Source organism: Streptomyces sp. NPDC107500 (assembly GCF_055582785.1).
In genome coordinates this window covers 522,943-541,316 of the sequence record NZ_JBVJPF010000004.1, presented here as the reverse complement: position 1 = coordinate 541,316, position 18,374 = coordinate 522,943, and the positions used below count along the sequence as shown (strand labels likewise).

Genomic DNA, 18,374 nt, shown 5'->3' with positions numbered 1-18,374 from the left:
ACACAAGGAGGATGAAAACCCGTGAGAACGGACACCAGCGAGCACATCGTCGTCCGGAGGCCGGAGACGGGTTGGTCGAAGGCCCGTCGGCTGCGCGCCAGGGGTGCCATGCGCACCTGCATACCCGCCGTCGAGGACCGCGGGGTCCCCCGCGCACCGCGCACGGGCCAGGAGTGGAACATCGTGCGGGGCGAGGACTGAGACCGCCCGGCAGCGGGCCACACGGGACACGTGGGTAACGTCGGTACCGTCCCGCCACTCCTCCCGACCGCAGCAAGGCACCGTTCATGCACCTCCTGGTCACCGGCGCAGCCGGCTTCATCGGCTCCCGGTACGTCCGGACGCTCCTAGCCTCCGACGCCCCCGGAGCGCCGCACATCACGGTGCTGGACGGCCTCACCTACGCGGGCACCCTCACCAACCTCGAAGTGGGCCACCCCCGGCTGCACTTCGTGCACGGGGACATCCGAGACGCCGGACTCGTCGACAAGCTGATGGCCGACGCCGACCAAGTGGTGCACTTCGCCGCCGAGTCGCACGTGGACCGCTCGATCGACGCCGCCGCGGACTTCGTCCTCACCAACGTCGTCGGTACCCAGACCCTGCTGGACGCGGCGCTGAGGCACGGTGTGGGCCCCTTCGTGCACGTCTCCACCGACGAGGTCTACGGCTCCCTGGACACCGGTTCGGCGACCGAGGAGCACCCGCTGCGGCCCAGTTCCCCCTACTCCGCCTCGAAGGCCTCGGGCGATCTGCTGGCCCTCTCGTACCACCGCACCCACGGCCTGGACGTACGGGTGACCCGCTGCTCCAACAACTACGGCCCGCACCAGTTCCCCGAGAAGATCGTGCCGCTGTTCGTCACCCGCCTCCTGGACGGACTGACCGTGCCGCTCTACGGCGACGGGCGCAACGTGCGCGACTGGCTGCACGTGGACGACCACTGCCGGGGCGTCGACCTGGCGCGGACCCGGGGCCGGGCCGGCGAGGTCTACAACATCGGCGGCGGCACCGAGCTGAGCAACCGCGACCTCACCGGCCTGCTCCTAGACGCCTGCGGCGCCCGATGGGACCGGGTCGTGCACGTCGAGGACCGCAAGGGGCACGACCTGCGCTACTCGGTCGACTGGGACAAGGCCCGCGACGAGCTGGGCTACCGTCCCCGCCGGGACCTGGCGGCCGGGCTGGCCGGGACCGTCGCCTGGTACCGGGAGAACCGGGCCTGGTGGGAGCCGCTGAAGCTGCGCGTCGGCGCGGAATGAGGGGCGAGGGGCGAGTGGGCTCGCTCAGTGGCTCTTGGCCAGCAGCTCCAGGATCTCCGCCGTCGTGCCCGTCTCCCCGAGCCGCGGGAAGATCCGCTCGACGCTGTTGCGGTGCGCCTCCGCGTTCATGTCGCTCATCGCGTCGGTGGCGAGCGTGACGTGGTAGCCGTGCTCGTGGGCGGCGCGGGCCGTGGACTCCACGCCGATGCTGGTGGCGATGCCGGTCAGCACGATCTGGGTGACCCCGCGGCGGCGCAGCTGGACGTCGAGGCCGGTGCCGTGGAAGGCGCCCCAGTTGCGCTTGGTGACGGTGAGGTCGCCGGGGTGGCCGGCCAGCTCGTCGACGACGACGTCCCAGCCCTCGGGCCGGGCCCCGCCGGGTCCGGCCTCCGTGCGGCCGGGCACGGCGTCCGCGCCGTCGGCGGCGAAGGAGACCCGGACCAGGACCACGGGCAGGTCACGGGCGCGGAACGCGTCCGCCAGCTCGGCGCTCCGGGCGACGACTTCGGCCCCGCCGAAGGGCTCGGTCGGTGCGGCGACGATGCCCGCCTGGAGGTCGATCACGACGAGGGCGGTGCGGGGGTCGAGGGTGGTGACGGCCATCAGGGGGTGCCTTTCGGATGCTTCGGGAACGCCGGAGACCTTTCGCCTCCATACCGGCACGCTAATTTCTACAGCTAAGACTGTCCAGTTAAGACTGCACAGTTTTACCTGTTGATTGCTACCCTGGACATGTGCGTCTGCTCCTCATGTCCGACACCCACCTGCCCAAGCGGGCGAAGGAACTGCCGGCGCCCCTGCTGGCGGAGATCCCGCGCGCCGACGTCGTCCTGCACGCGGGGGACTGGGTCGACACGGCCACCCTCGACCTGCTGGAGAGCCGCAGCCAACGGCTCGTCGCGGTGTACGGCAACAACGACGGCCCCGGGCTGCGCGCCCGCCTCCCCGAGGTGGCGCACGCCGACCTCGGCGGCCTGCGCTTCGGAGTCGTCCACGAGACGGGCGCGGCCCAGGGGCGCGAGGCCCGGTGCGCCGCCCGCTTCCCCGGCCTCGACGTCCTCGTCTTCGGGCACAGCCACATCCCGTGGGACAGCACCGCGCCCGGCGGCCCGCGCCTGCTGAACCCGGGATCGCCGACGGACCGCCGCCGTCAGCCGTACTGCACCTACATGACGGCCACGGTCGCCGACGGCCGGCTCGCGGACGTGGAACTGCACCGGCTGCCCCGGCGCTGAGCCGCGGCGCCGGGCGGCTACGCCCGTCCCAGGAGCAGCGTGCCCACGCACCCGAGGGCCGCGCACCATCCCAGCAGGCACCCGGCCAGCAACCGCCGTCGCAGCGCCCGGTACCGCTCCTCGTACTCCCCGCGCAGCCGCCCGGCACGTTCGGCCGTGCGCTGCCAGGAGGCACGGCTGAGCGCGAGGTACTCGGCCTCGAAGCGCTCCTCCACCTGCCGGAGCTGATGCCCCGTCAGCAGGTCGAGGGAGGCGGAGAAACGGGCGGCGGCAGTCCGCCCCTCCTCACGGGTGGCGGCCACCAGCAGGTGCCCCTCGATCTCGTTGATCAGCGCCCGGGCGGCCGCCGGGCGGACGTCCTCGCCCGTCACCGGAGCGTCAGCTCCCGCTCCGCGCCGGCGGCGGGGGAGTGGTGCAGGTCGAACGCCGGGGATTCGCTGCGGACGCGCGGCAGGGTGAGGAAGTTGTGCCGCGGCGGCGGGCAGGAGGTCGCCCACTCCAGCGAACGGCCGTAACCCCAGGGGTCGTCCGTACCGACCGGCTTGCCGTACTTGGCCGTCTTCCAGACGTTGTAGAAGAACGGCAGGAGCGACATGCCGAGCAGGAAGGAGAAGACGCTGGAGACGGTGTTCAGCGGCGTCAGGCCCTCCACCGCCAGATAGTCCGGGATCCGGCGCTGCATGCCGTTCGCGCCCAGCCAGTGCTGGACCAGGAACGTGCCGTGGAAACCGACGAACAGCGTCCAGAACGTGATCTTACCCAGGCGCTCGTCCAGCATCTTGCCGGTGAACTTCGGCCACCAGAAGTGGAAGCCCGCGAACATCGCGAACACCACCGTGCCGAACACCACGTAGTGGAAGTGCGCCACCACGAAGTACGAGTCCGAGACATGGAAGTCGATGGGGGGCGACGCCAGCATCACCCCCGTCAGGCCCCCGAACAGGAACGTGACGAGGAACCCCGTGCACCACAGCATCGGTGTCTCGAAGGACAGCGAGCCCTTCCACATGGTGCCGATCCAGTTGAAGAACTTCACACCGGTCGGGACCGCGATCAGGAAGGTCATGAAGGAGAAGAACGGCAACAGCACGCCGCCCGTGACGTACATGTGGTGCGCCCACACCGTCACCGACAGACCCGCGATCGCGATCGTCGCCGCGACCAGACCCGTGTAACCGAAGATCGGCTTGCGGGAGAAGACCGGGATGATCTCACTGACGATGCCGAAGAACGGCAGCGCGATGATGTACACCTCGGGATGGCCGAAGAACCAGAACAGGTGCTGCCACAGCAGCGCCCCGCCGTTGGCCGAGTCGAAGATGTGCGCGCCGAACTTGCGGTCCGCCTCCAGCGCGAACAGGGCCGCGGCCAGCACCGGGAAGGCCAGCAGGACCAGCACCGCGGTCAGCAGCACGTTCCAGGTGAAGATCGGCATCCGGAACATCGTCATGCCGGGCGCGCGCATGCAGATGATCGTGGTGATGAAGTTGACCGCGCCGAGGATGGTGCCGAAGCCGGAGAAGGCCAGACCCATGATCCACAGGTCGCCGCCGATGCCGGGCGAGTGCACCGCGTCGGACAGCGGGGAGTACGCGAACCAGCCGAAGTCGGCCGCGCCCTGCGGGGTCAGGAACCCGCCCACCGCGATGGTCGAGCCGAACAGGTACAGCCAGTAGGCGAACATGTTCAGCCGCGGGAACGCCACGTCCGGCGCGCCGATCTGCAGCGGCATGATCCAGTTCGTGAAGCCGGCGAACAGCGGCGTCGCGAACATCAGCAGCATGATCGTGCCGTGCATCGTGAACGCCTGGTTGAACTGCTCGTTCGACATGATCTGCAGACCCGGCCGGGCCAGCTCGGCGCGCATGAAGAGGGCCATCACGCCGCCGATGCAGAAGAAGGCGAACGACGTCACCAGATACAGCGTGCCGATCGTCTTGTGGTCAGTGGTCGTCAGCCACTTGATGCTCTTGAGGTTCCTCACGCCCCGCCTGTGTCCGAGCCCCGCGGGGACGTCACACTCGTACGACGAGACGAGCGTCACGAAATCACCCGTGACGATCACGAGGGTGCCGGACACGAACACGACATGAGCAACGACGAGATTTTCGCCGCTGCCTACCGCGAGCACTACTGGGCGGTCAGCCGCTATGTGGCGCGACGGCTGGACGGGCGCACCGGCGAGGTCGAGGAAGTGGTGGCGGAGGTGTTCACGGTGGCCTGGCGCCGCCGCGCCGAGCTGCCGCACACCCCGCTGCCCTGGCTGTACGGGGTGGCACGCAACTGCCTGGCCAACGCGGTGCGCGGCCGGGGCCGCCGACGCCGGCTCCTGGACCGGCTCGGCAACGACCACGCCGCGCACGGCCGGCACCTCACCTCCGGACCCGAGGCGGAACCGCCCGGCGGCTGGGTGCACGAGGCGCTGGCCAGGCTCTCCGACAAGGACCAGGAGGTGCTGCGGCTGACCGCCTGGGAGGAACTCGGCGTGGACGAACTGGCCGTCGCCCTCGGCTGCGGCAGCCGGGCCGCGTCGATGCGGCTGCACCGCGCCCGCGCCCGGCTGAGAACGGAGATCGACCGCATGGGCCGGCCCTCGACGGCCGTCCCGCACGCCGCAAGGCGGCCCCCGCACCCGGCGACCACCGCCGACGCCATCCCCGCGAAGGAACACGGCCATGGCTGACGAACTCGACCTCCTGCGCCGCGCCAACCCGGTCCCCGCCGACGCCCCGCGGCTGGGCGACGGGCCCCTCGGCCCGCGCGCCGAACGCCACCTCGAAGGGCTGCTGCACGGCCTGCCGGCTGCACCGTCCCGGCCGTCCCGGTGGTGCGCGCGGCCCGCCCGGCGCCGTGTCCGCGCGGCCTGGGCGCTGGCCGCCGGCGCCGTCGTCGCCGTGACCGTGGCGGTGCTGCTGCTCGGCGGTCCCAGCACCGCGCCCGCCGTCGCCGCGCCCCGGCCGCTGGCCGTGCTCGCCGACGCCAGGCCCCTGCCGCTGGACCGGCTCGCCGACCGTGCCGAACGGGCCGCGGCGGACGGCGGACCCGCACTGCGCAAGGGCACGCACGTGCGGTCTTGGAGCCTGGGCATGTCCGACGACGCACCTCCGGTCACGCTCCCCGAGGAGCGCGTCGTGCGCTGGACGGCCGACGGCCGCTCCACCGAGCTGGTCGTCGCGACCGACCCGCGCCACCCGGGACGCCCGGTCCTCGGCGAGGACGAGGACGGCACGCCCCGCCTGGTGGAGGACGGCCACGTCATCAGCCGCCGGACCCACCCGCCGAGCTGGAGCGACGCCCCGCCCGAGTCGCCGCCGCCGCACGACGCCGCACGCCTGCGCGCCTATCTGGAGGAGGCACAGCACAGCGAGTCCCTCGGCACCCCCGAACTGCTCGACGCCACCGCGCTCCTGCTCGACAACTGGACCCTGGGCGCCCGCGAGTCGGCGGCGCTCACCCGGCTCCTGGCGGACGACGGCGGGCTGCGTCCCGCCGGACGGGTCACCGACCGCCTCGGCCGGCCCGGCCACGCCTACGTGTACGAGGGGACCGGCGTGCGCCGCATGCTGATCGTGAACCCGGCCACCGGCGCCGTCCTCGGCCTGGAGACCACCTTCACCGAGGACCAGCCCGAGTACGGCGTGCGGGCCGGCGACGTCATGGAGTACCGCGCCTGGACCCGCTGACCGCGGCGCCCGGGCTACTCGTCCCAGGCCTGGATGGTGGTCTGCTCCACGATTTCCCCGTCCCGCAACGACAGCATCGACTCGGCGAGGACCCGCACACCGTCCGGATACGTGCACTCCTCGGTGAACGCGACGTTGTCACCCTGGACGACACAGCGTTCCATCCGGTGGGTCATGTCACGGCTGTAGACGTCGTCGAGCATCTCGGCGATCTGCTGCCGGCCGTGCAGCACCTTGGGACGGCTCGGCTGGTCGTACCGGTCGACGATGCGGACCCGGGCGTCCTGCGCGTACATCGACACGAGTGGATCCGCCGAGTCCCCCTCGATGCCCCGGCGCAGCGCTTCGGCGTCGAAGCCCCGGCCTGTGGTGGTACTCATGACGACCTCCTTCGAGGGACCGGGCCCGAAGGGGTGACGGGCCGTCGTTGGCCCTCTCCTCCGAGCTTCCTCCGTCCGGGCTCCCGGGGCAATCGCGGCCGGGCCGTTGCGCCTCACGGGTGAGTGGAGTGGGCCGCCCGTTTCCGCCCGCGGCCCGTCGGCGTTGCGCACGGCATGATCTCCACACGACGTATCGTCGCCGTTGTCGGGCTCGCCGCCGGTGTCACCGCTCTCGCCGCCCCGATGGCGAGCGCGGCAGGCGGGGGCCCGCTGGGCACCGAGAAGCTCAGCGTGACCAACACCCTCGACTCGCTCGCGGTGGGCGACATGCCCGCCGAGGACCGTGCCCAGGTGCCGCTCCCCTCCCAGCAGCTGAACCGGCTCAACGACCTCGACCAGCTCCAGCAGGTCACCGACCTGGTGTCGCCGCTGTTCGGTGCCGTCCCCGCCCTGGGCTGACCCCTGGCGGCCGGCGCGCTCAGCCGCCGGCCGCCAGGAACCGGGTCGCCGCCGGCTCCGTCCGGCTTGGTGCCGCGGTGCCCCACCAGCGCCTCCAGACCGTCCGGCGGCCAGAGCGTCGAGGCGGGTGGTCCTGAGGACCGTACGATCCGTTGCGCGTAGGGTCGTCAGGGAAGCTGAACGGCCGAGGAAAGGGTCACAAGCATGGCGCAGGAAGTACGCGGCGTGATCGCACCGGGCAAGGACGAGCCGGTCCGGATCGAGACGATCGTCGTGCCCGATCCCGGCCCCGGCGAGGCCGTGGTCAAGGTCCAGGCCTGCGGGGTGTGCCACACCGACCTGCACTACAAGCAGGGCGGCATCAGCGACGACTACCCCTTCCTGCTCGGCCACGAGGCCGCCGGTGTCGTGGAGTCGGTCGGCGCGGGCGTCACCGACGTGGCCCCCGGCGACTTCGTGATCCTCAACTGGCGTGCCGTGTGCGGCACCTGCCGGGCCTGTCTGCGCGGTCGCCCCTGGTACTGCTTCGACACCCACAACGCCGAGCAGAAGATGACCCTCGCCTCGACCGGGCAGGAGCTGTCCCCGGCCCTCGGCATCGGCGCCTTCGCGGAGAAGACCCTGGTCGCCGCCGGGCAGTGCACCAAGGTCGACCCGGCCGTCTCCCCACAGGTGGCCGGTCTCCTGGGCTGCGGGGTGATGGCCGGCATCGGCGCCGCCATCAACACCGGCAATGTCGGGCGCGGTGACACCGTCGCCGTCATCGGCTGCGGCGGTGTCGGCGACGCGGCCATCGCCGGCTCCCACCTGGCGGGGGCCGCGAAGGTGATCGCCGTGGACATCGACGACCGCAAGCTGGAGACCGCCCGCTCCATGGGCGCCACCCACACCGTCAACTCCCGCGAGACCGACCCCGTCGAGGCCGTCCGCGAACTGACCGGCGGCTTCGGCGCCGACGTCGTCATCGAGGCGGTCGGCCGTCCCGAGACCTACCGGCAGGCCTTCTACGCCCGCGACCTGGCCGGCACCGTCGTCCTGGTCGGCGTGCCGACGCCCGAGATGAAGCTGGAACTGCCGCTGCTGGACGTCTTCGGGCGCGGCGGTTCGCTGAAGTCCTCCTGGTACGGCGACTGCCTGCCCTCCCGGGACTTCCCGATGCTCATCGACCTGCACCTCCAGGGCCGCCTCGCGCTGGACAAGTTCGTCACCGAGACCATCCGGCTGGACGAGGTCGAGCAGGCCTTCGACCGGATGCACGCGGGCGACGTGCTCCGCTCGGTGGTGGTGCTCTGATGTCCGCGCGCATCGAACGCCTCGTCACCTCCGGCCAGTTCAAGCTCGACGGCGGCACCTGGGACGTCGACAACAACGTCTGGCTGGTCGGCGACGACCACGAGGTCGTCGTCATCGACGCCGCCCACGACGCCGACGCGATCGCCGAGGCCGTCGGCGACCGGCGCCTGACCGCCATCGTCTGCACCCACGGACACAACGACCACGTGGGCGCGGCGCCCGCCCTCGCCGACCGCACCGGCGCCACCATCTGGCTGCACCGCGACGACCTGCCGCTGTGGCGGCAGACCCACCCCGACCGGGACCCCGACGCCTGGCTGACGGACGGCCAGGTCATCGAGGCGGCCGGCGCCGACCTGACCGTCCTGCACACCCCCGGGCACGCCCCCGGCGCGGTCTGCCTGTACGACCCCGGTCTCGGCACCGTCTTCACCGGCGACACCCTCTTCCAGGGCGGACCCGGCGCCACCGGCCGGTCCTACTCCGACTTCCCGACCATCATCGACTCGATCCGCGACCGGCTGCTGGTGCTCCCGCCGGAGACCGAGGTCCGCACCGGACACGGCGACGCGACCACCATCGGCACCGAGGCCCCGCACCTGAAGGAGTGGATCGACCGGGGGCACTGACCCCCGTGCGGGACACGCGGAAAAGGTGACAGAAGATGTCCGGCTTCCCGGGCACCCTCGGACCCGACAGCATTCGTGCGGGAGAGGAACGGGAAGCCGGACATGGCACAGGAACCGAAGAGTCCGTTGGCGGGCAGGGTCGCACTCGTCGCGGGAGCCACCCGGGGCGCCGGACGGGGCATCGCCGTCGAACTGGGCGCGGCCGGTGCGACCGTCTACGTCACCGGCCGCAGCACCCGCGCCCGGCGCTCGGAGTACGACCGCCCCGAGGCCATCGAGGACACCGCCGACCTGGTCACCGAGGCCGGCGGGCACGGTATCGCGGTGCCCGCCGACCACCTCGAACCGGAGCAGGTCGCCCGGCTCGTCGACCGCATCGCCCGCGAGCAGGGCCGCCTGGACATCCTGGTCAACGACATCTGGGGCGGCGAGAACCTCTTCGAGTGGGACAGGCCCGTATGGGAGCACGACCTCGACAAGGGGCTGCGGCTGCTGCGCCTCGCGGTCGAGACGCACGCCGTCACCAGCCACCACGCCCTGCCGCTGCTGCTGCGCGGGTCGGGCGGACTGGTCGTCGAGGTCACCGACGGCACCGACGACTACAACCGCGACCACTACCGCAACTCCTTCTTCTACGACCTGGCCAAGACGTCCGTCGTACGCATGGCCTTCGCCCTCGGCCACGAACTCGGACCGCGCGGCGCCACGGCCGTGGCGCTGACCCCGGGCTGGCTGCGTTCCGAGATCATGCTCGACCACTACGGCGTACGCGAGGACAACTGGCGCGACGCCCTCGACCGCGTCCCGCACTTCGCCATCTCCGAGACGCCCCGCTACGTGGGCCGGGCCGTGGCCGCGCTGGCCGCCGACCCGGACGTGGCGCGATTCAACGGCCGCTCCCTCTCCAGCGGGGGGCTCGCCCAGGAGTACGGCTTCACCGACCTCGACGGCAGCCGCCCGGACGCCTGGCGCTACCTCGTCGAGGTGCAGGACGCCGGCCGTCCGGCCGACGTCACCGGGTATCGCTGACGGGCGGCAGCGCCCACCGGGCGCCGTGCCCCGGCGGCAGGGCCAGATCCTCGCGCACCGCCGCGTAGTAGCCCTCCCGCGCGGCCCGGTGCCGCTCCAGCAGGGCCTGCCAGGCGGCGGGGTCACGCGTCTCCTCGCGCAGGAAACGCTCCATGTCCAGCACCGCGACGACCCACACCCGCGCCTTCTCCACCACCAGCCTGCTGCCCAGCAGCAGCAGCGCCTCCCCGGCGGGATCCCGCGACACCGCCGCCTCGGCCTGCGCGGCGGCGGCGTCGCGCGGGTCGAGGGGGTGCGGGTGCGGGTCGTTGCCGAGGTGGGCGGCTATCCGGTAGGTCAGCGTGACCGAGGTCTTCAGGACCCGCGCGTAGTCGGCGTACACCGCCAGCCTGCGCTCCTCCCAGCGGGCCTCGGTCTCCCGCCGCAGCCGGGCCCGGTCACTGCGGACCACGGCGAGATAGGAACCGAGCGCGCCGATCACGACACCCAGGAGCGCGGGGAGTTGCTGCAGAAATGCGGACATGGCGGCACGGTAGCCGCCCGGTGATCGCCCCGGCACTACGGTCGGGCCCATGACGGACATCAGGCGTTTCACGGACCACGGAGTACTCGTCACCGGCGCCGCCCGGGGCATCGGAGCGGCCACCGCACGCCGGCTGGCCACCGAGGGGGCGAAGGTGCTGCTGACCGACATCGACCTGCCCGCGGCCCGGCGCACGGCGGACGCGCTGACCGAACAGGGACTGACCGCCGAGGCGTTCGCCTGCGACGTCGGCGACCGGGTGTCCGTCGAAGCGGCCGTCGCGCACGCCGTGGACACCTTCGGCGCCCTCGACGTCCTGGTCAACAACGCCTACGCCTGCACCCCCGACGCCCCGCTCTTCGAGGACGAACCCGACGAGGTCTGGGCCCGCGACCTCGACGTGACCCTCACCGGCGCCTACCGCTGCTGCCGGGCCGCGCTGCCCCACCTCGCGGCCACCGGGCGGGGCGCGATCGTGAGCGTCGGCTCGGTCAACGGCGTCCAGGACTTCGGCAACCACGCCTACAGCGCCGCCAAGGCCGGCCTCGGCTCGCTGACCCGCACCCTCGCCGGACACGCCGCCGCGCGCGGCGTCCGCGTCAACCTCGTGACGCCGGGCACGGTGCGCACCACGGCCTGGGAGGGCCGGGACGAGGAGCTGGCGGCGGTACGGGACCTGTACCCGCTGGGCCGGGTCGGCGAGCCGGAGGACATCGCGGCGGCCGTCGCCTTCCTGGCCTCGCGCGACGCGTCGTGGATCACCGGCACCACACTGGCGGTCGACGGCGGTCTGACCGCGGTCAACACGGGGTTCCGGCAGGCCATGAGGGCGTGGGGCGAGACGGACTGAGAGTGGCGCGAACCCGGTGGCGTTTGTCACGCTTTCGTGGCCAGTGGGCGCGGCAGGGCAACCGAATCCCCCCGGCGGCTGTCTATCAGGCCGGGGGGCGCACCACGGCGACCTCCGACCACCTCACCGCTTCGGGAAAGGCCGGCCATGGGGGACATACGCAGACGAGGAGTCGTCGCACTCGGGGTCACCGCGCTGGTGGCACCGCTCACGCTCGTGCTCACGGCCGCGCCGGCCCAGGCCGCGAGCTGCACCGCGACGACGGGTCCGTACCAGAAGAAGGTCGAGAAGTTCCTCGGCCGCCCGGCCGACGGCAAGCAGTCCACCGCCGACTGCCAGGCCATCCGCGCCTTCCAGACCAAGCACGGCATCACGCCGAACGCCGGCTACGCGGGACCCATCACGTGGGGCGTGATGGACCTGATGACGAAGCAGAAGGCCGTCGGCAAGAACCCGAACAAATCCGGCAAATGCCCGGTCAACAAGGGCCGTATCGCCTGCGTCGACCTCACCCTCCAGCTCAGCTGGATCCAGGACGGCAAGAAGCTGGTCTACGGCCCCGTGCCGGTCCGCACCGGCCGCAACGGCTACGAGACCCGCACCGGCCTGAAGAAGGTCTACTGGCGCAACCTCAACCACCACTCGACCATCTACGACGTGCCGATGCCCTACAGCCAGTTCTTCGACGGCGGCCAGGCCTTCCACTCCGTCGGCGTCAGCGTGTGGAGCCCGCCCGGCTCGCACGGCTGCGTCAACATGACGAAGACCGACGCCAAGAAGTACTGGTCGCTGCTGAAGAAGAACGACGACGTCTACGTGTACGGCCGCAAGCCGGGCACCTGAGACCGACGGGCACCCGGCTCGCGCGACGGCCTCACGGCCGGGGCGCGTCCCCGAAGTCCGGGATCTCCAGCCTGACCCCGCCCTGCCGCGCGGAATCGTGCGCGACGATGCCCGGCAGGGTGTAGCGGGCGGCGACCCACGCGTTCACGGACGGCAGGGTCCGGGAGTTCACGGCGGTCACGAAGTCGTCCACCAGGAAGTGGTGGCTGCCCTCGTGGCCGTTGTGCAGGTGGTCGAAGGCCCGGGGCAGCCGCGCCCGGTCGTGCACCGGCGCCGAACCCGAGGTGAAGGCGGCCCGCAGCTCCGGTGCGATGTGCTGGAGCGAGGGGTCGTCCGGCGCCATGGTCGGCTTGGGCTCCAGCAGTTCGCTGATGTCCTCTACCCCGGTCTTGTCCTGCCACAGCGCCACGGTCGCCAGCTGCTCCATGCTCGCCTCCGTGCCGAAGAACCGGAAACGGGACTCCCGGATGTGCGAGGGGTAGCCGACCCGGCGGAACTCGTTGGTGCGGAACGACCCGCCGCCGGCCACCTCGAACAGCGCCGTCGCGTTGGACACGTCGTTGTCGAACCGGCTGACCGACCGGTCGAAGACGCCGTCCCCGCGCTCGTCCACCACGCCGAGCGCCGAGACGCTCACCGCGTGCGTCCCCCACGCGCCCAGCACCCCGCCCACCGAGTGCGTCGGGTACAGCAGCGGCGGATAGCTGGCGGTGGCCTTCCACTCCTCGCCGCCGCTGTACTGGTACGCCTCGTAGAAGCCCAGGTCCATGTCGTGGACGTAGTCGCCCTCGGCGTAGAAGAGCCGTCCGAAGGCCCCTTCGGCGATCTTGTTGCGGGCGTGCACGGTCGCCGGGTTGTACTGGCTGGTCTCACCCATCATGTACGTCAGCCCGGTCGCCTTGACCGCGTCGATGATCTCCGCGATCTCCTGCGTACTGATCGCCATGGGGACCGCCGAATACACGTGCTTGCCGGCGGCCAGGCCCTGGAGGACCAGCGGGCCGTGGGTCCAGCGCTGGGTGAAGACCGCGACGGCGTCGACCGCCGGGGACTCCAGCATCGCCTCGTAACTGGGGAAGGTGCCGGCCAGGCCTTCGTCGGCGGCGAGCCGCTCGGCCCGCTCCGGCAGCAGGTCGGTGACGTACACGTCGCGCACACCCGGGTGGGCCAGGAACAGCCTGGCGAACTGGCCGGAGAACTGGCCGGCACCGACGATGCCGAGGGAGAACGTCATGGATGGGATGCCCTTCACTGGTCGAGTCACCGGCCGAGTCACTGGCCGAGGATGAGATTGATCTGGTCGTTGGTCGCGTCGAGGCTGCCGACCGGCTTGCCGCCGCCGTAGACGTCCTGCATGGCCGGTTGCATGAGGGCCAGCACGTCCGCGGCGTTGTCCGTGATCGGGTAGGTGAAGGTCCGGAAGTCCTCCGGGTCGTCGACGGGCCGCGTGAAGGCCGACACGTCGACGCCCTTCTTCTCGTACGCCGCGACGGCCGCGTCGGTGCCCTCCGGCGTGGCCGGGAAGACGATGCCGTACCGGCCCACGGTGCGCTGGCACTCCTCGGAGGCCAGGTACTTCACCCACTTCAGGGCGCCCGGCTTGTTGCGGGCGTTCTTGGTGACGGAGTCCGCGAGGCCGTTCATCATCGTCGCCCGCTCGCCGGTGGGGCCGGCCGGGTTGACCGCGGTCGCGATGTCCATGTCCTGGAGACCGGCGTAGGTCGAGATCATCCACGCCCCGTCGAAGGCCGTCGCCGCCCGGCCGGAGGCCATCTGCGCGTTGGCCGGGTTGGACTTGGAGCTGTAGTCGCTGAGCGGGGCCATGTAGCCCTTGTCCGCCAGTCCGAAGTACCAGTCCACGACCGACTGGAAGGTGGCGTCGTCGTACCGGTACTCGGTGCCCCACCGCTCCTTGTCGGTGTAGGTCCAGCCCGCGGACGCGGCGAAGTGGCTCCAGGTGGTCTGGCCGTCGCCGTCCCCGCCGCCGCCCGAGGCGAGGCCGTAGACCTTGACGTTGTCCTTGTCGAAACCGGGTTCGTCGCCCCGCCTGCCCCGCTCGTCCACGGTCAGGTGCGCGACGGCCTTCTCGAAGGTGCCGCCGTCCTCGGGGTTCCAGGAGAGGCCGTTCAGTTCGTCGGCGCTCAGTCCGGCGTCCTTCGCCATCCCCTCGTTGTAGAAGAGGGCGACGGTGTCCCAGTCCTTCGGGGTGCCGTAGCGGTGACCGTCCCGGCCGAGCCAGCCGGCGGCCAGGCCCGGCTGGTAGTCGGCGTCCTCGATGCCGAGGCCGTCCAGCGGTTCCAGCACCTCCAGGTCGGCGAACTGGCCGAACTTCTGGACGTGGTCGGTGAAGACGTCCGGCTGGGTGCCGGCGATCAGGCTCGCGGTGAGTTTGGTCCAGTAGTCGTCCCAGCCCATCTGGGTGATCTTCACGTCCAGGCCAGGGTTGCGCCGCTCGAAGCCCTTCGCGCACGCCTGGTACGCGGGCAGCTGGTTGGCGTCCCACAGCCAGTACGTGACGGTGTTCCCGGAGTCCCCGGTGGAGCCGCCCTGCGCGCAGCCGCTCACCAGGGTGAGTGCCAGCGCCCCGGTCACCGCCGCGGCCGTACGAAATCGCATGCCCGTCCCCTCACTTGATGCCGGTGAAGCCGATGGTGCTGACGATGCGGCGCGCGAAGACGCCGAAGAGCAGCAGCATCGGCAGTGCCGCGATGAGCGTGGCCGCCATCAGCCCCGACCAGTCGGTGCCGCTCTGCGGGTTCTGGGCGCGGAAGACGGCCAGCGCCACGGTCAGCACCCGTGAGCTGTCGCTGTAGGAGACCATCAGCGGCCAGAAGTAGTCGTTCCAGGACGTGATGTACGTCAGTACGGACAGTGTGAGGACGGGTGTCGACGCCATCGGCAGCAGGACCCGGAAGAAGATCCGCACCTTGCCCGCGCCGTCCAGCAGGGCCGCCTCCTCGATCTCCCGGGGGACGTTCATGAAGAACTGCCGCAGGAAGAACACCGCGAAGGGCGTCATGAACATCGTCGGCAGGGCGATGCCCAGCAGCGAGTCCACCAGGCCGAGTTCCTTGATGAGCACGAAGTTCGGCAGCAGGGTGAAGATGGCCGGCACCATCAGGCCGGCCAGGAACAGGGCGAACACCGCGTCCCGGCCCCGCCAGCGCAGCCGGGCGAAGGCGTAGGCGGCCATCGCCGAGAAGAGGATCTGGCAGACGGTGACCAGGGTCGAGACGAGTACCGAGTTGAGCAGGTACCGCCAGAACTTCAGCCCGCCGCCCGCGCCGCCCTGCGCGATCGCCTGCTCGGCGGACTGCATGCCCAGGGCGCGTTCGAAGCCGCCGGCGGTCGGGTCGACCGGCAGCGGGTCGGCCGGGTGCGCGGCAAGGCCCGTGTTGGTGGACAGCGCGGTGCGCAGGATCCAGTAGAACGGCAGCACGGTGATGAGCACGATCGCGGCCATCACCGTCCAGGCCGCGATCCGCCCGGGGGAGAGGCGGCGCCGGTCGCCCCGTGCCTTCGCGGGGCCGGCCGCGGGGGCCGTCCGGGTCACCGGGGGCGGGCCGGCCACGGAGGTCGTCTCGGTCATCTCGGTCTCCTCCCGGTCAGCCGAGGTCGGTCTGTCCGGCCCGGGTGAGCCGGTACTGGACGAAGGTGATGGCGCTCAGCACGACGAGCAGCGCTACGGACATGGCCGAGGCGTAGCCGAACTGGAAGCGGCCGAAGGCGGCGCCGTAGATGTAGTACTGGAGCACGTTGGTGGCGTTCGCCGGGCCGCCGGCGGTGGTCACGGCGACCGTGTCGAAGACCTGGAACGAGCCGATCACCGTCATGATCAGGACGACCGCGAGGACCGGCCGCAGCAGCGGCATCGTGATCCGCCGGAACATCCGCCACTCGCTCGCGCCGTCCACCTTCGCGGCCTCGTACATGTCGTTGGGGATGGCCTGGAGCCCCGCGAACAGCAGCAGTGCCGTGTAACCCACGTGCCGCCACACGTTGATCAGGGCGATGACCGGGACCGCCCAGGTCTCGTCGGCCAGGAACGGGATGCGGTCGAGACCCAGGCCCGCGACGATCTCGTTGCCGATGCCGAGCTGGGTGTCCAGGATCCACAGCCAGACGACGCCGGCCACCACGTTGGACATGAGGTACGGCGTGAGCACGATCCCGCGCAGCACCGGGGACTGCGTCAGCCGCTGGAGCAGGACGGCGATGGCCAGGGCCGAGACCGTCTGCACCCCGATGTTGACGACCACGTAGACGACGGTCACCCGCAGCGAGTCCCAGAAGATGGGGTCGTGGACCATTCGCACGTAGTTGTCCAGGCCCACCCACTGAGCGGGGGTCAGCAGGTTGAAGCTGGTGAAGCTCAGGTAGACGCCGCGCAGGGTCGGCCACAGGAGGAAGACCACGAAGCCCAGGAGCGCCGGTGCGACGAACAGGGCGGCGAGGCGTCCGTCACCCCGTGGGCGGGACGGCGGACTGTTGGAGACGACGGTCATCGTGGGACTCCCTCGCAGGGGCGGCGGCTCGTCCTGGCGTCACATACTTTTGGGGCGGAACAATTAAGCCGTCAAGAGGCGTGCGAACATCTTTTCCGGGCCATGAGTTCGGTCGTAGTCTGGCCATGTTGTTTCCGGTGCGGAAAAAAAGGGGTTCGATCTTCATGGCCGCAGCCGCTTCCAGCTGGCCCCCGCTGAGCCCCGGTGAGCGTTCCGTGGCGATCGAGGTGCTCGTGCACGGCCCGCTGTCCCGGACCGAGATCGCCCGGCGGCTGGGTCTGTCCCCCGGCAGCCTCACCCGGCTGACGAAGCCGCTCATCGAGTCGCGACTGCTGGTGGAGGTCCCCGAGGCGGGCGCGGTGGCCGAAGTGCGGCAGGGGCGCCCGTCCCAGCCGCTCGACGTGGTCGCGGACTCCCGCTACTTCGTCGGCTTCAAGATCACCCAGGACATGGTGTACGGCGTCGCGACCACCCTCCGCAGTGAGATCGTCGCCCGGCACGACAGGCCGCTGACCACCCGCGATCCCGCCGAGGTGGCCGCGCTGCTGGCCCGGATGACCGGCGAGCTGTCGCGCGGCCGCCCCGGGGTCGCCGGGATCGGTATCGGTGTCGGCGGACTCGTCGAGGACCGTGCCGTGGTCGGCGAGTCACCCTTCCTGGGCTGGCGGGGCGTGCCGCTCGCCGCGCTCGTCGAGGAGCGGACCGGGCTGCCGGTCGTCGTGGAGAACGACACGGCCGCCTTCGTGGAGGCCGAGACCTGGTTCGGGGCGGGGCGCGGTCTGGACCGGTTCGTCGTCCTCACCATCGGCGCCGGCATCGGCTACGGGCTCGTGCTCGGCGGCAGGCGGGTGCCGTACGCGGGGGACGAGGACCGGGGGTTCGGGCGTCACTGGATCGTCGACCCGCACGGCCCGCTCACCCCCGACGGGCGGCGCGGCAGCGCGGTGTCGCTGCTGACCATCCCCAACATCCGCTACCAGGTCCGTGCCGCCACCGGACATGACCTGACCTGGGAGGAGATCCTCGCGGCCGCCGCCGCCGAGGAGCCCATGGCCGCCCGGGTGATCGAGGAGGCCGGACGCGCCCTGGGCATCTTGGTGGCCCAGATCGCCAACTTCGTGATGCCGCAGAAGATCCTGCTCGCGGGGGAGGGGGTGGGGCTGATGGACGTGGCCGGAAAGGTGGTCGAGAGCGCCGTCCGCGACAACCGGCACCCGCAGGCCGCGCCGGTCGCCCTGGAGACCAAGGTGTCCGACTTCCACGACTGGGCGCGCGGCGCGGCCGTACTGGCCATCCAGGTACTGGTGCTGGGGGCGGCGCAGGCCTGAAGTCGGCTCCCGTGTGCGGTGGAACACATGCGGCGGTGACGAACTCGCAGGTGGGCCTTGACAGATGGGTCGTGCGACGTGACCAGCAACACGGTCCGATATGTCCGTTTGGCTCGCGATTACTCACATCGTCTTCACGCCCGTCGCCGTATGCTTCACAGCATGTCCACCACTGTTGAACCCTCCTCCGAGCGATCGGCTGCCGAGGTCAACGAGGAGATCCGGGCCCTCTGGCTCCGGTCGGGCGGGACACTGAGCGTCGAGCAGCGCGCGGAGTACCAGCGGCTCGTCATGGAGTGGGCCAACGCGGCCCCGGAGACGGCGAAGGCCGCCTGACCTCCGTCCGAGCCCTCCT

22 protein-coding genes are annotated in these 18,374 nt (G+C 71.2%); 13 read left to right on the top strand and 9 right to left on the bottom strand.

Translation table 11 applies throughout. The annotated features are described in order from the left end of the window. Positions 1 to 21 precede the first annotated feature (21 nt). Positions 22 to 201 carry a hypothetical protein gene (locus ACZ67M_RS18990; RefSeq protein ID WP_392017189.1) on the top strand — a complete coding sequence of 60 codons (180 nt, stop codon included), beginning with the start codon at positions 22 to 24 and terminating at the stop codon, positions 199 to 201. A gap of 86 nt (positions 202 to 287) precedes the next feature. Further along, positions 288 to 1,262: a dTDP-glucose 4,6-dehydratase gene (gene rfbB / locus ACZ67M_RS18985; protein WP_469851821.1), complete on the top strand. Its 975-nt coding sequence runs from the start codon at positions 288 to 290 to the stop codon at positions 1,260 to 1,262. A 24-nt stretch (positions 1,263 to 1,286) separates the two neighbouring features. Here rfbB and ACZ67M_RS18980 read toward each other — a convergent pair whose 3' ends face one another. Continuing rightward, entirely contained in the window at positions 1,287 to 1,865 is a 579-nt protein-coding gene (locus ACZ67M_RS18980) for a hydrolase (RefSeq protein WP_392104133.1), read from the bottom strand. A 131-nt stretch (positions 1,866 to 1,996) separates the two neighbouring features. On the opposite strand from ACZ67M_RS18980, the gene ACZ67M_RS18975 reads away from it, so the two are divergent. Next, positions 1,997 to 2,497 (top strand): metallophosphoesterase family protein, encoded by a 501-nt coding sequence (locus tag ACZ67M_RS18975; RefSeq protein ID WP_469851819.1) that lies wholly within the window; start codon positions 1,997 to 1,999, stop codon positions 2,495 to 2,497. Positions 2,498 to 2,514: 17 nt separating this feature from the next. Here ACZ67M_RS18975 and ACZ67M_RS18970 read toward each other — a convergent pair whose 3' ends face one another. Both ACZ67M_RS18970 and ctaD read right to left on the bottom strand, forming a co-directional pair. Continuing rightward, on the bottom strand, positions 2,515 to 2,868 hold the full coding sequence (locus ACZ67M_RS18970) for a hypothetical protein (RefSeq protein WP_469851817.1): 354 nt from the start codon (positions 2,866 to 2,868) through the stop codon (positions 2,515 to 2,517). After that, complete coding sequence (ctaD, locus tag ACZ67M_RS18965) at positions 2,865 to 4,481, bottom strand: aa3-type cytochrome oxidase subunit I (RefSeq protein ID WP_469851815.1); 1,617 nt, start codon at positions 4,479 to 4,481, stop codon at positions 2,865 to 2,867. The genes ACZ67M_RS18970 and ctaD overlap by 4 nt, the downstream gene beginning before the upstream one ends. A 105-nt stretch (positions 4,482 to 4,586) precedes the next feature. Between ctaD and ACZ67M_RS18960 the strand changes: the two genes are divergently transcribed. Both ACZ67M_RS18960 and ACZ67M_RS18955 read left to right on the top strand, forming a co-directional pair. Next, positions 4,587 to 5,180 carry an RNA polymerase sigma factor gene (locus ACZ67M_RS18960; protein WP_352158329.1) on the top strand — a complete coding sequence of 198 codons (594 nt, stop codon included), beginning with the start codon at positions 4,587 to 4,589 and terminating at the stop codon, positions 5,178 to 5,180. Continuing rightward, positions 5,173 to 6,180, top strand: coding sequence for a CU044_5270 family protein (locus ACZ67M_RS18955; protein ID WP_469851814.1), 1,008 nt, complete (start codon positions 5,173 to 5,175; stop codon positions 6,178 to 6,180). Before ACZ67M_RS18960 ends, ACZ67M_RS18955 begins: the two co-directional genes overlap by 8 nt. A 14-nt stretch (positions 6,181 to 6,194) precedes the next feature. Here the strand turns inward: ACZ67M_RS18955 and ACZ67M_RS18950 are convergent, their stop codons facing one another. Next, a complete protein-coding gene (locus ACZ67M_RS18950) occupies positions 6,195 to 6,560 on the bottom strand; it encodes a nuclear transport factor 2 family protein (protein ID WP_361367032.1) in 366 nt (121 codons plus the stop codon). Between the two features lie 174 nt (positions 6,561 to 6,734). Here ACZ67M_RS18950 and ACZ67M_RS18945 point away from each other — a divergent pair, with 174 nt between their 5' ends. From ACZ67M_RS18945 to ACZ67M_RS18930, 4 genes are all read left to right on the top strand, one after another. Beyond that, entirely contained in the window at positions 6,735 to 7,019 is a 285-nt protein-coding gene (locus ACZ67M_RS18945) for a hypothetical protein (protein WP_125491762.1), read from the top strand. A gap of 204 nt (positions 7,020 to 7,223) precedes the next feature. Then, positions 7,224 to 8,312, top strand: coding sequence for an S-(hydroxymethyl)mycothiol dehydrogenase (locus ACZ67M_RS18940; RefSeq protein WP_361367035.1), 1,089 nt, complete (start codon positions 7,224 to 7,226; stop codon positions 8,310 to 8,312). Beyond that, positions 8,312 to 8,941 carry an MBL fold metallo-hydrolase gene (locus ACZ67M_RS18935; RefSeq protein ID WP_392013349.1) on the top strand — a complete coding sequence of 210 codons (630 nt, stop codon included), beginning with the start codon at positions 8,312 to 8,314 and terminating at the stop codon, positions 8,939 to 8,941. The genes ACZ67M_RS18940 and ACZ67M_RS18935 overlap by 1 nt, the downstream gene beginning before the upstream one ends. A gap of 102 nt (positions 8,942 to 9,043) precedes the next feature. Beyond that, positions 9,044 to 9,970 (top strand): SDR family oxidoreductase, encoded by a 927-nt coding sequence (locus ACZ67M_RS18930; RefSeq protein WP_361367037.1) that lies wholly within the window; start codon positions 9,044 to 9,046, stop codon positions 9,968 to 9,970. Here ACZ67M_RS18930 and ACZ67M_RS18925 read toward each other — a convergent pair. Next, entirely contained in the window at positions 9,954 to 10,493 is a 540-nt protein-coding gene (locus ACZ67M_RS18925) for a hypothetical protein (RefSeq protein WP_392013346.1), read from the bottom strand. The two genes, ACZ67M_RS18930 and ACZ67M_RS18925, sit on opposite strands and share 17 nt — an antisense overlap. 49 nt (positions 10,494 to 10,542) lie before the next feature. On the opposite strand from ACZ67M_RS18925, the gene ACZ67M_RS18920 reads away from it, so the two are divergent. Both ACZ67M_RS18920 and ACZ67M_RS18915 read left to right on the top strand, forming a co-directional pair. Then, positions 10,543 to 11,343, top strand: coding sequence for an SDR family NAD(P)-dependent oxidoreductase (locus tag ACZ67M_RS18920; protein WP_469851812.1), 801 nt, complete (start codon positions 10,543 to 10,545; stop codon positions 11,341 to 11,343). A gap of 147 nt (positions 11,344 to 11,490) precedes the next feature. Beyond that, positions 11,491 to 12,186, top strand: coding sequence for a L,D-transpeptidase family protein (locus ACZ67M_RS18915; protein WP_361367046.1), 696 nt, complete (start codon positions 11,491 to 11,493; stop codon positions 12,184 to 12,186). A gap of 31 nt (positions 12,187 to 12,217) precedes the next feature. Here the strand turns inward: ACZ67M_RS18915 and ACZ67M_RS18910 are convergent, their stop codons facing one another. The 4 genes from ACZ67M_RS18910 to ACZ67M_RS18895 are packed head-to-tail and all read right to left on the bottom strand — an operon-like array spanning position 12,218 to position 16,691. Next, a complete protein-coding gene (locus tag ACZ67M_RS18910) occupies positions 12,218 to 13,420 on the bottom strand; it encodes a Gfo/Idh/MocA family protein (protein WP_361367050.1) in 1,203 nt (400 codons plus the stop codon). A gap of 38 nt (positions 13,421 to 13,458) precedes the next feature. Continuing rightward, the gene (locus ACZ67M_RS18905; RefSeq protein WP_469851809.1) at positions 13,459 to 14,802 is read right to left on the bottom strand and encodes an ABC transporter substrate-binding protein; all 1,344 of its coding nucleotides are present in this window, start codon (positions 14,800 to 14,802) and stop codon (positions 13,459 to 13,461) included. Positions 14,803 to 14,812: 10 nt separating this feature from the next. Continuing rightward, the gene (locus ACZ67M_RS18900) at positions 14,813 to 15,775 is read right to left on the bottom strand and encodes a carbohydrate ABC transporter permease (protein ID WP_469851808.1); all 963 of its coding nucleotides are present in this window, start codon (positions 15,773 to 15,775) and stop codon (positions 14,813 to 14,815) included. Positions 15,776 to 15,791: 16 nt separating this feature from the next. Then, positions 15,792 to 16,691, bottom strand: coding sequence for a carbohydrate ABC transporter permease (locus ACZ67M_RS18895; RefSeq protein ID WP_122615464.1), 900 nt, complete (start codon positions 16,689 to 16,691; stop codon positions 15,792 to 15,794). A 164-nt stretch (positions 16,692 to 16,855) separates the two neighbouring features. Between ACZ67M_RS18895 and ACZ67M_RS18890 the strand changes: the two genes are divergently transcribed. After that, positions 16,856 to 18,019, top strand: coding sequence for an ROK family protein (locus ACZ67M_RS18890; RefSeq protein WP_469851807.1), 1,164 nt, complete (start codon positions 16,856 to 16,858; stop codon positions 18,017 to 18,019). Between the two features lie 150 nt (positions 18,020 to 18,169). Then, entirely contained in the window at positions 18,170 to 18,355 is a 186-nt protein-coding gene (locus ACZ67M_RS18885) for a hypothetical protein (RefSeq protein WP_361367064.1), read from the top strand. Positions 18,356 to 18,374: the final 19 nt, after the last annotated feature.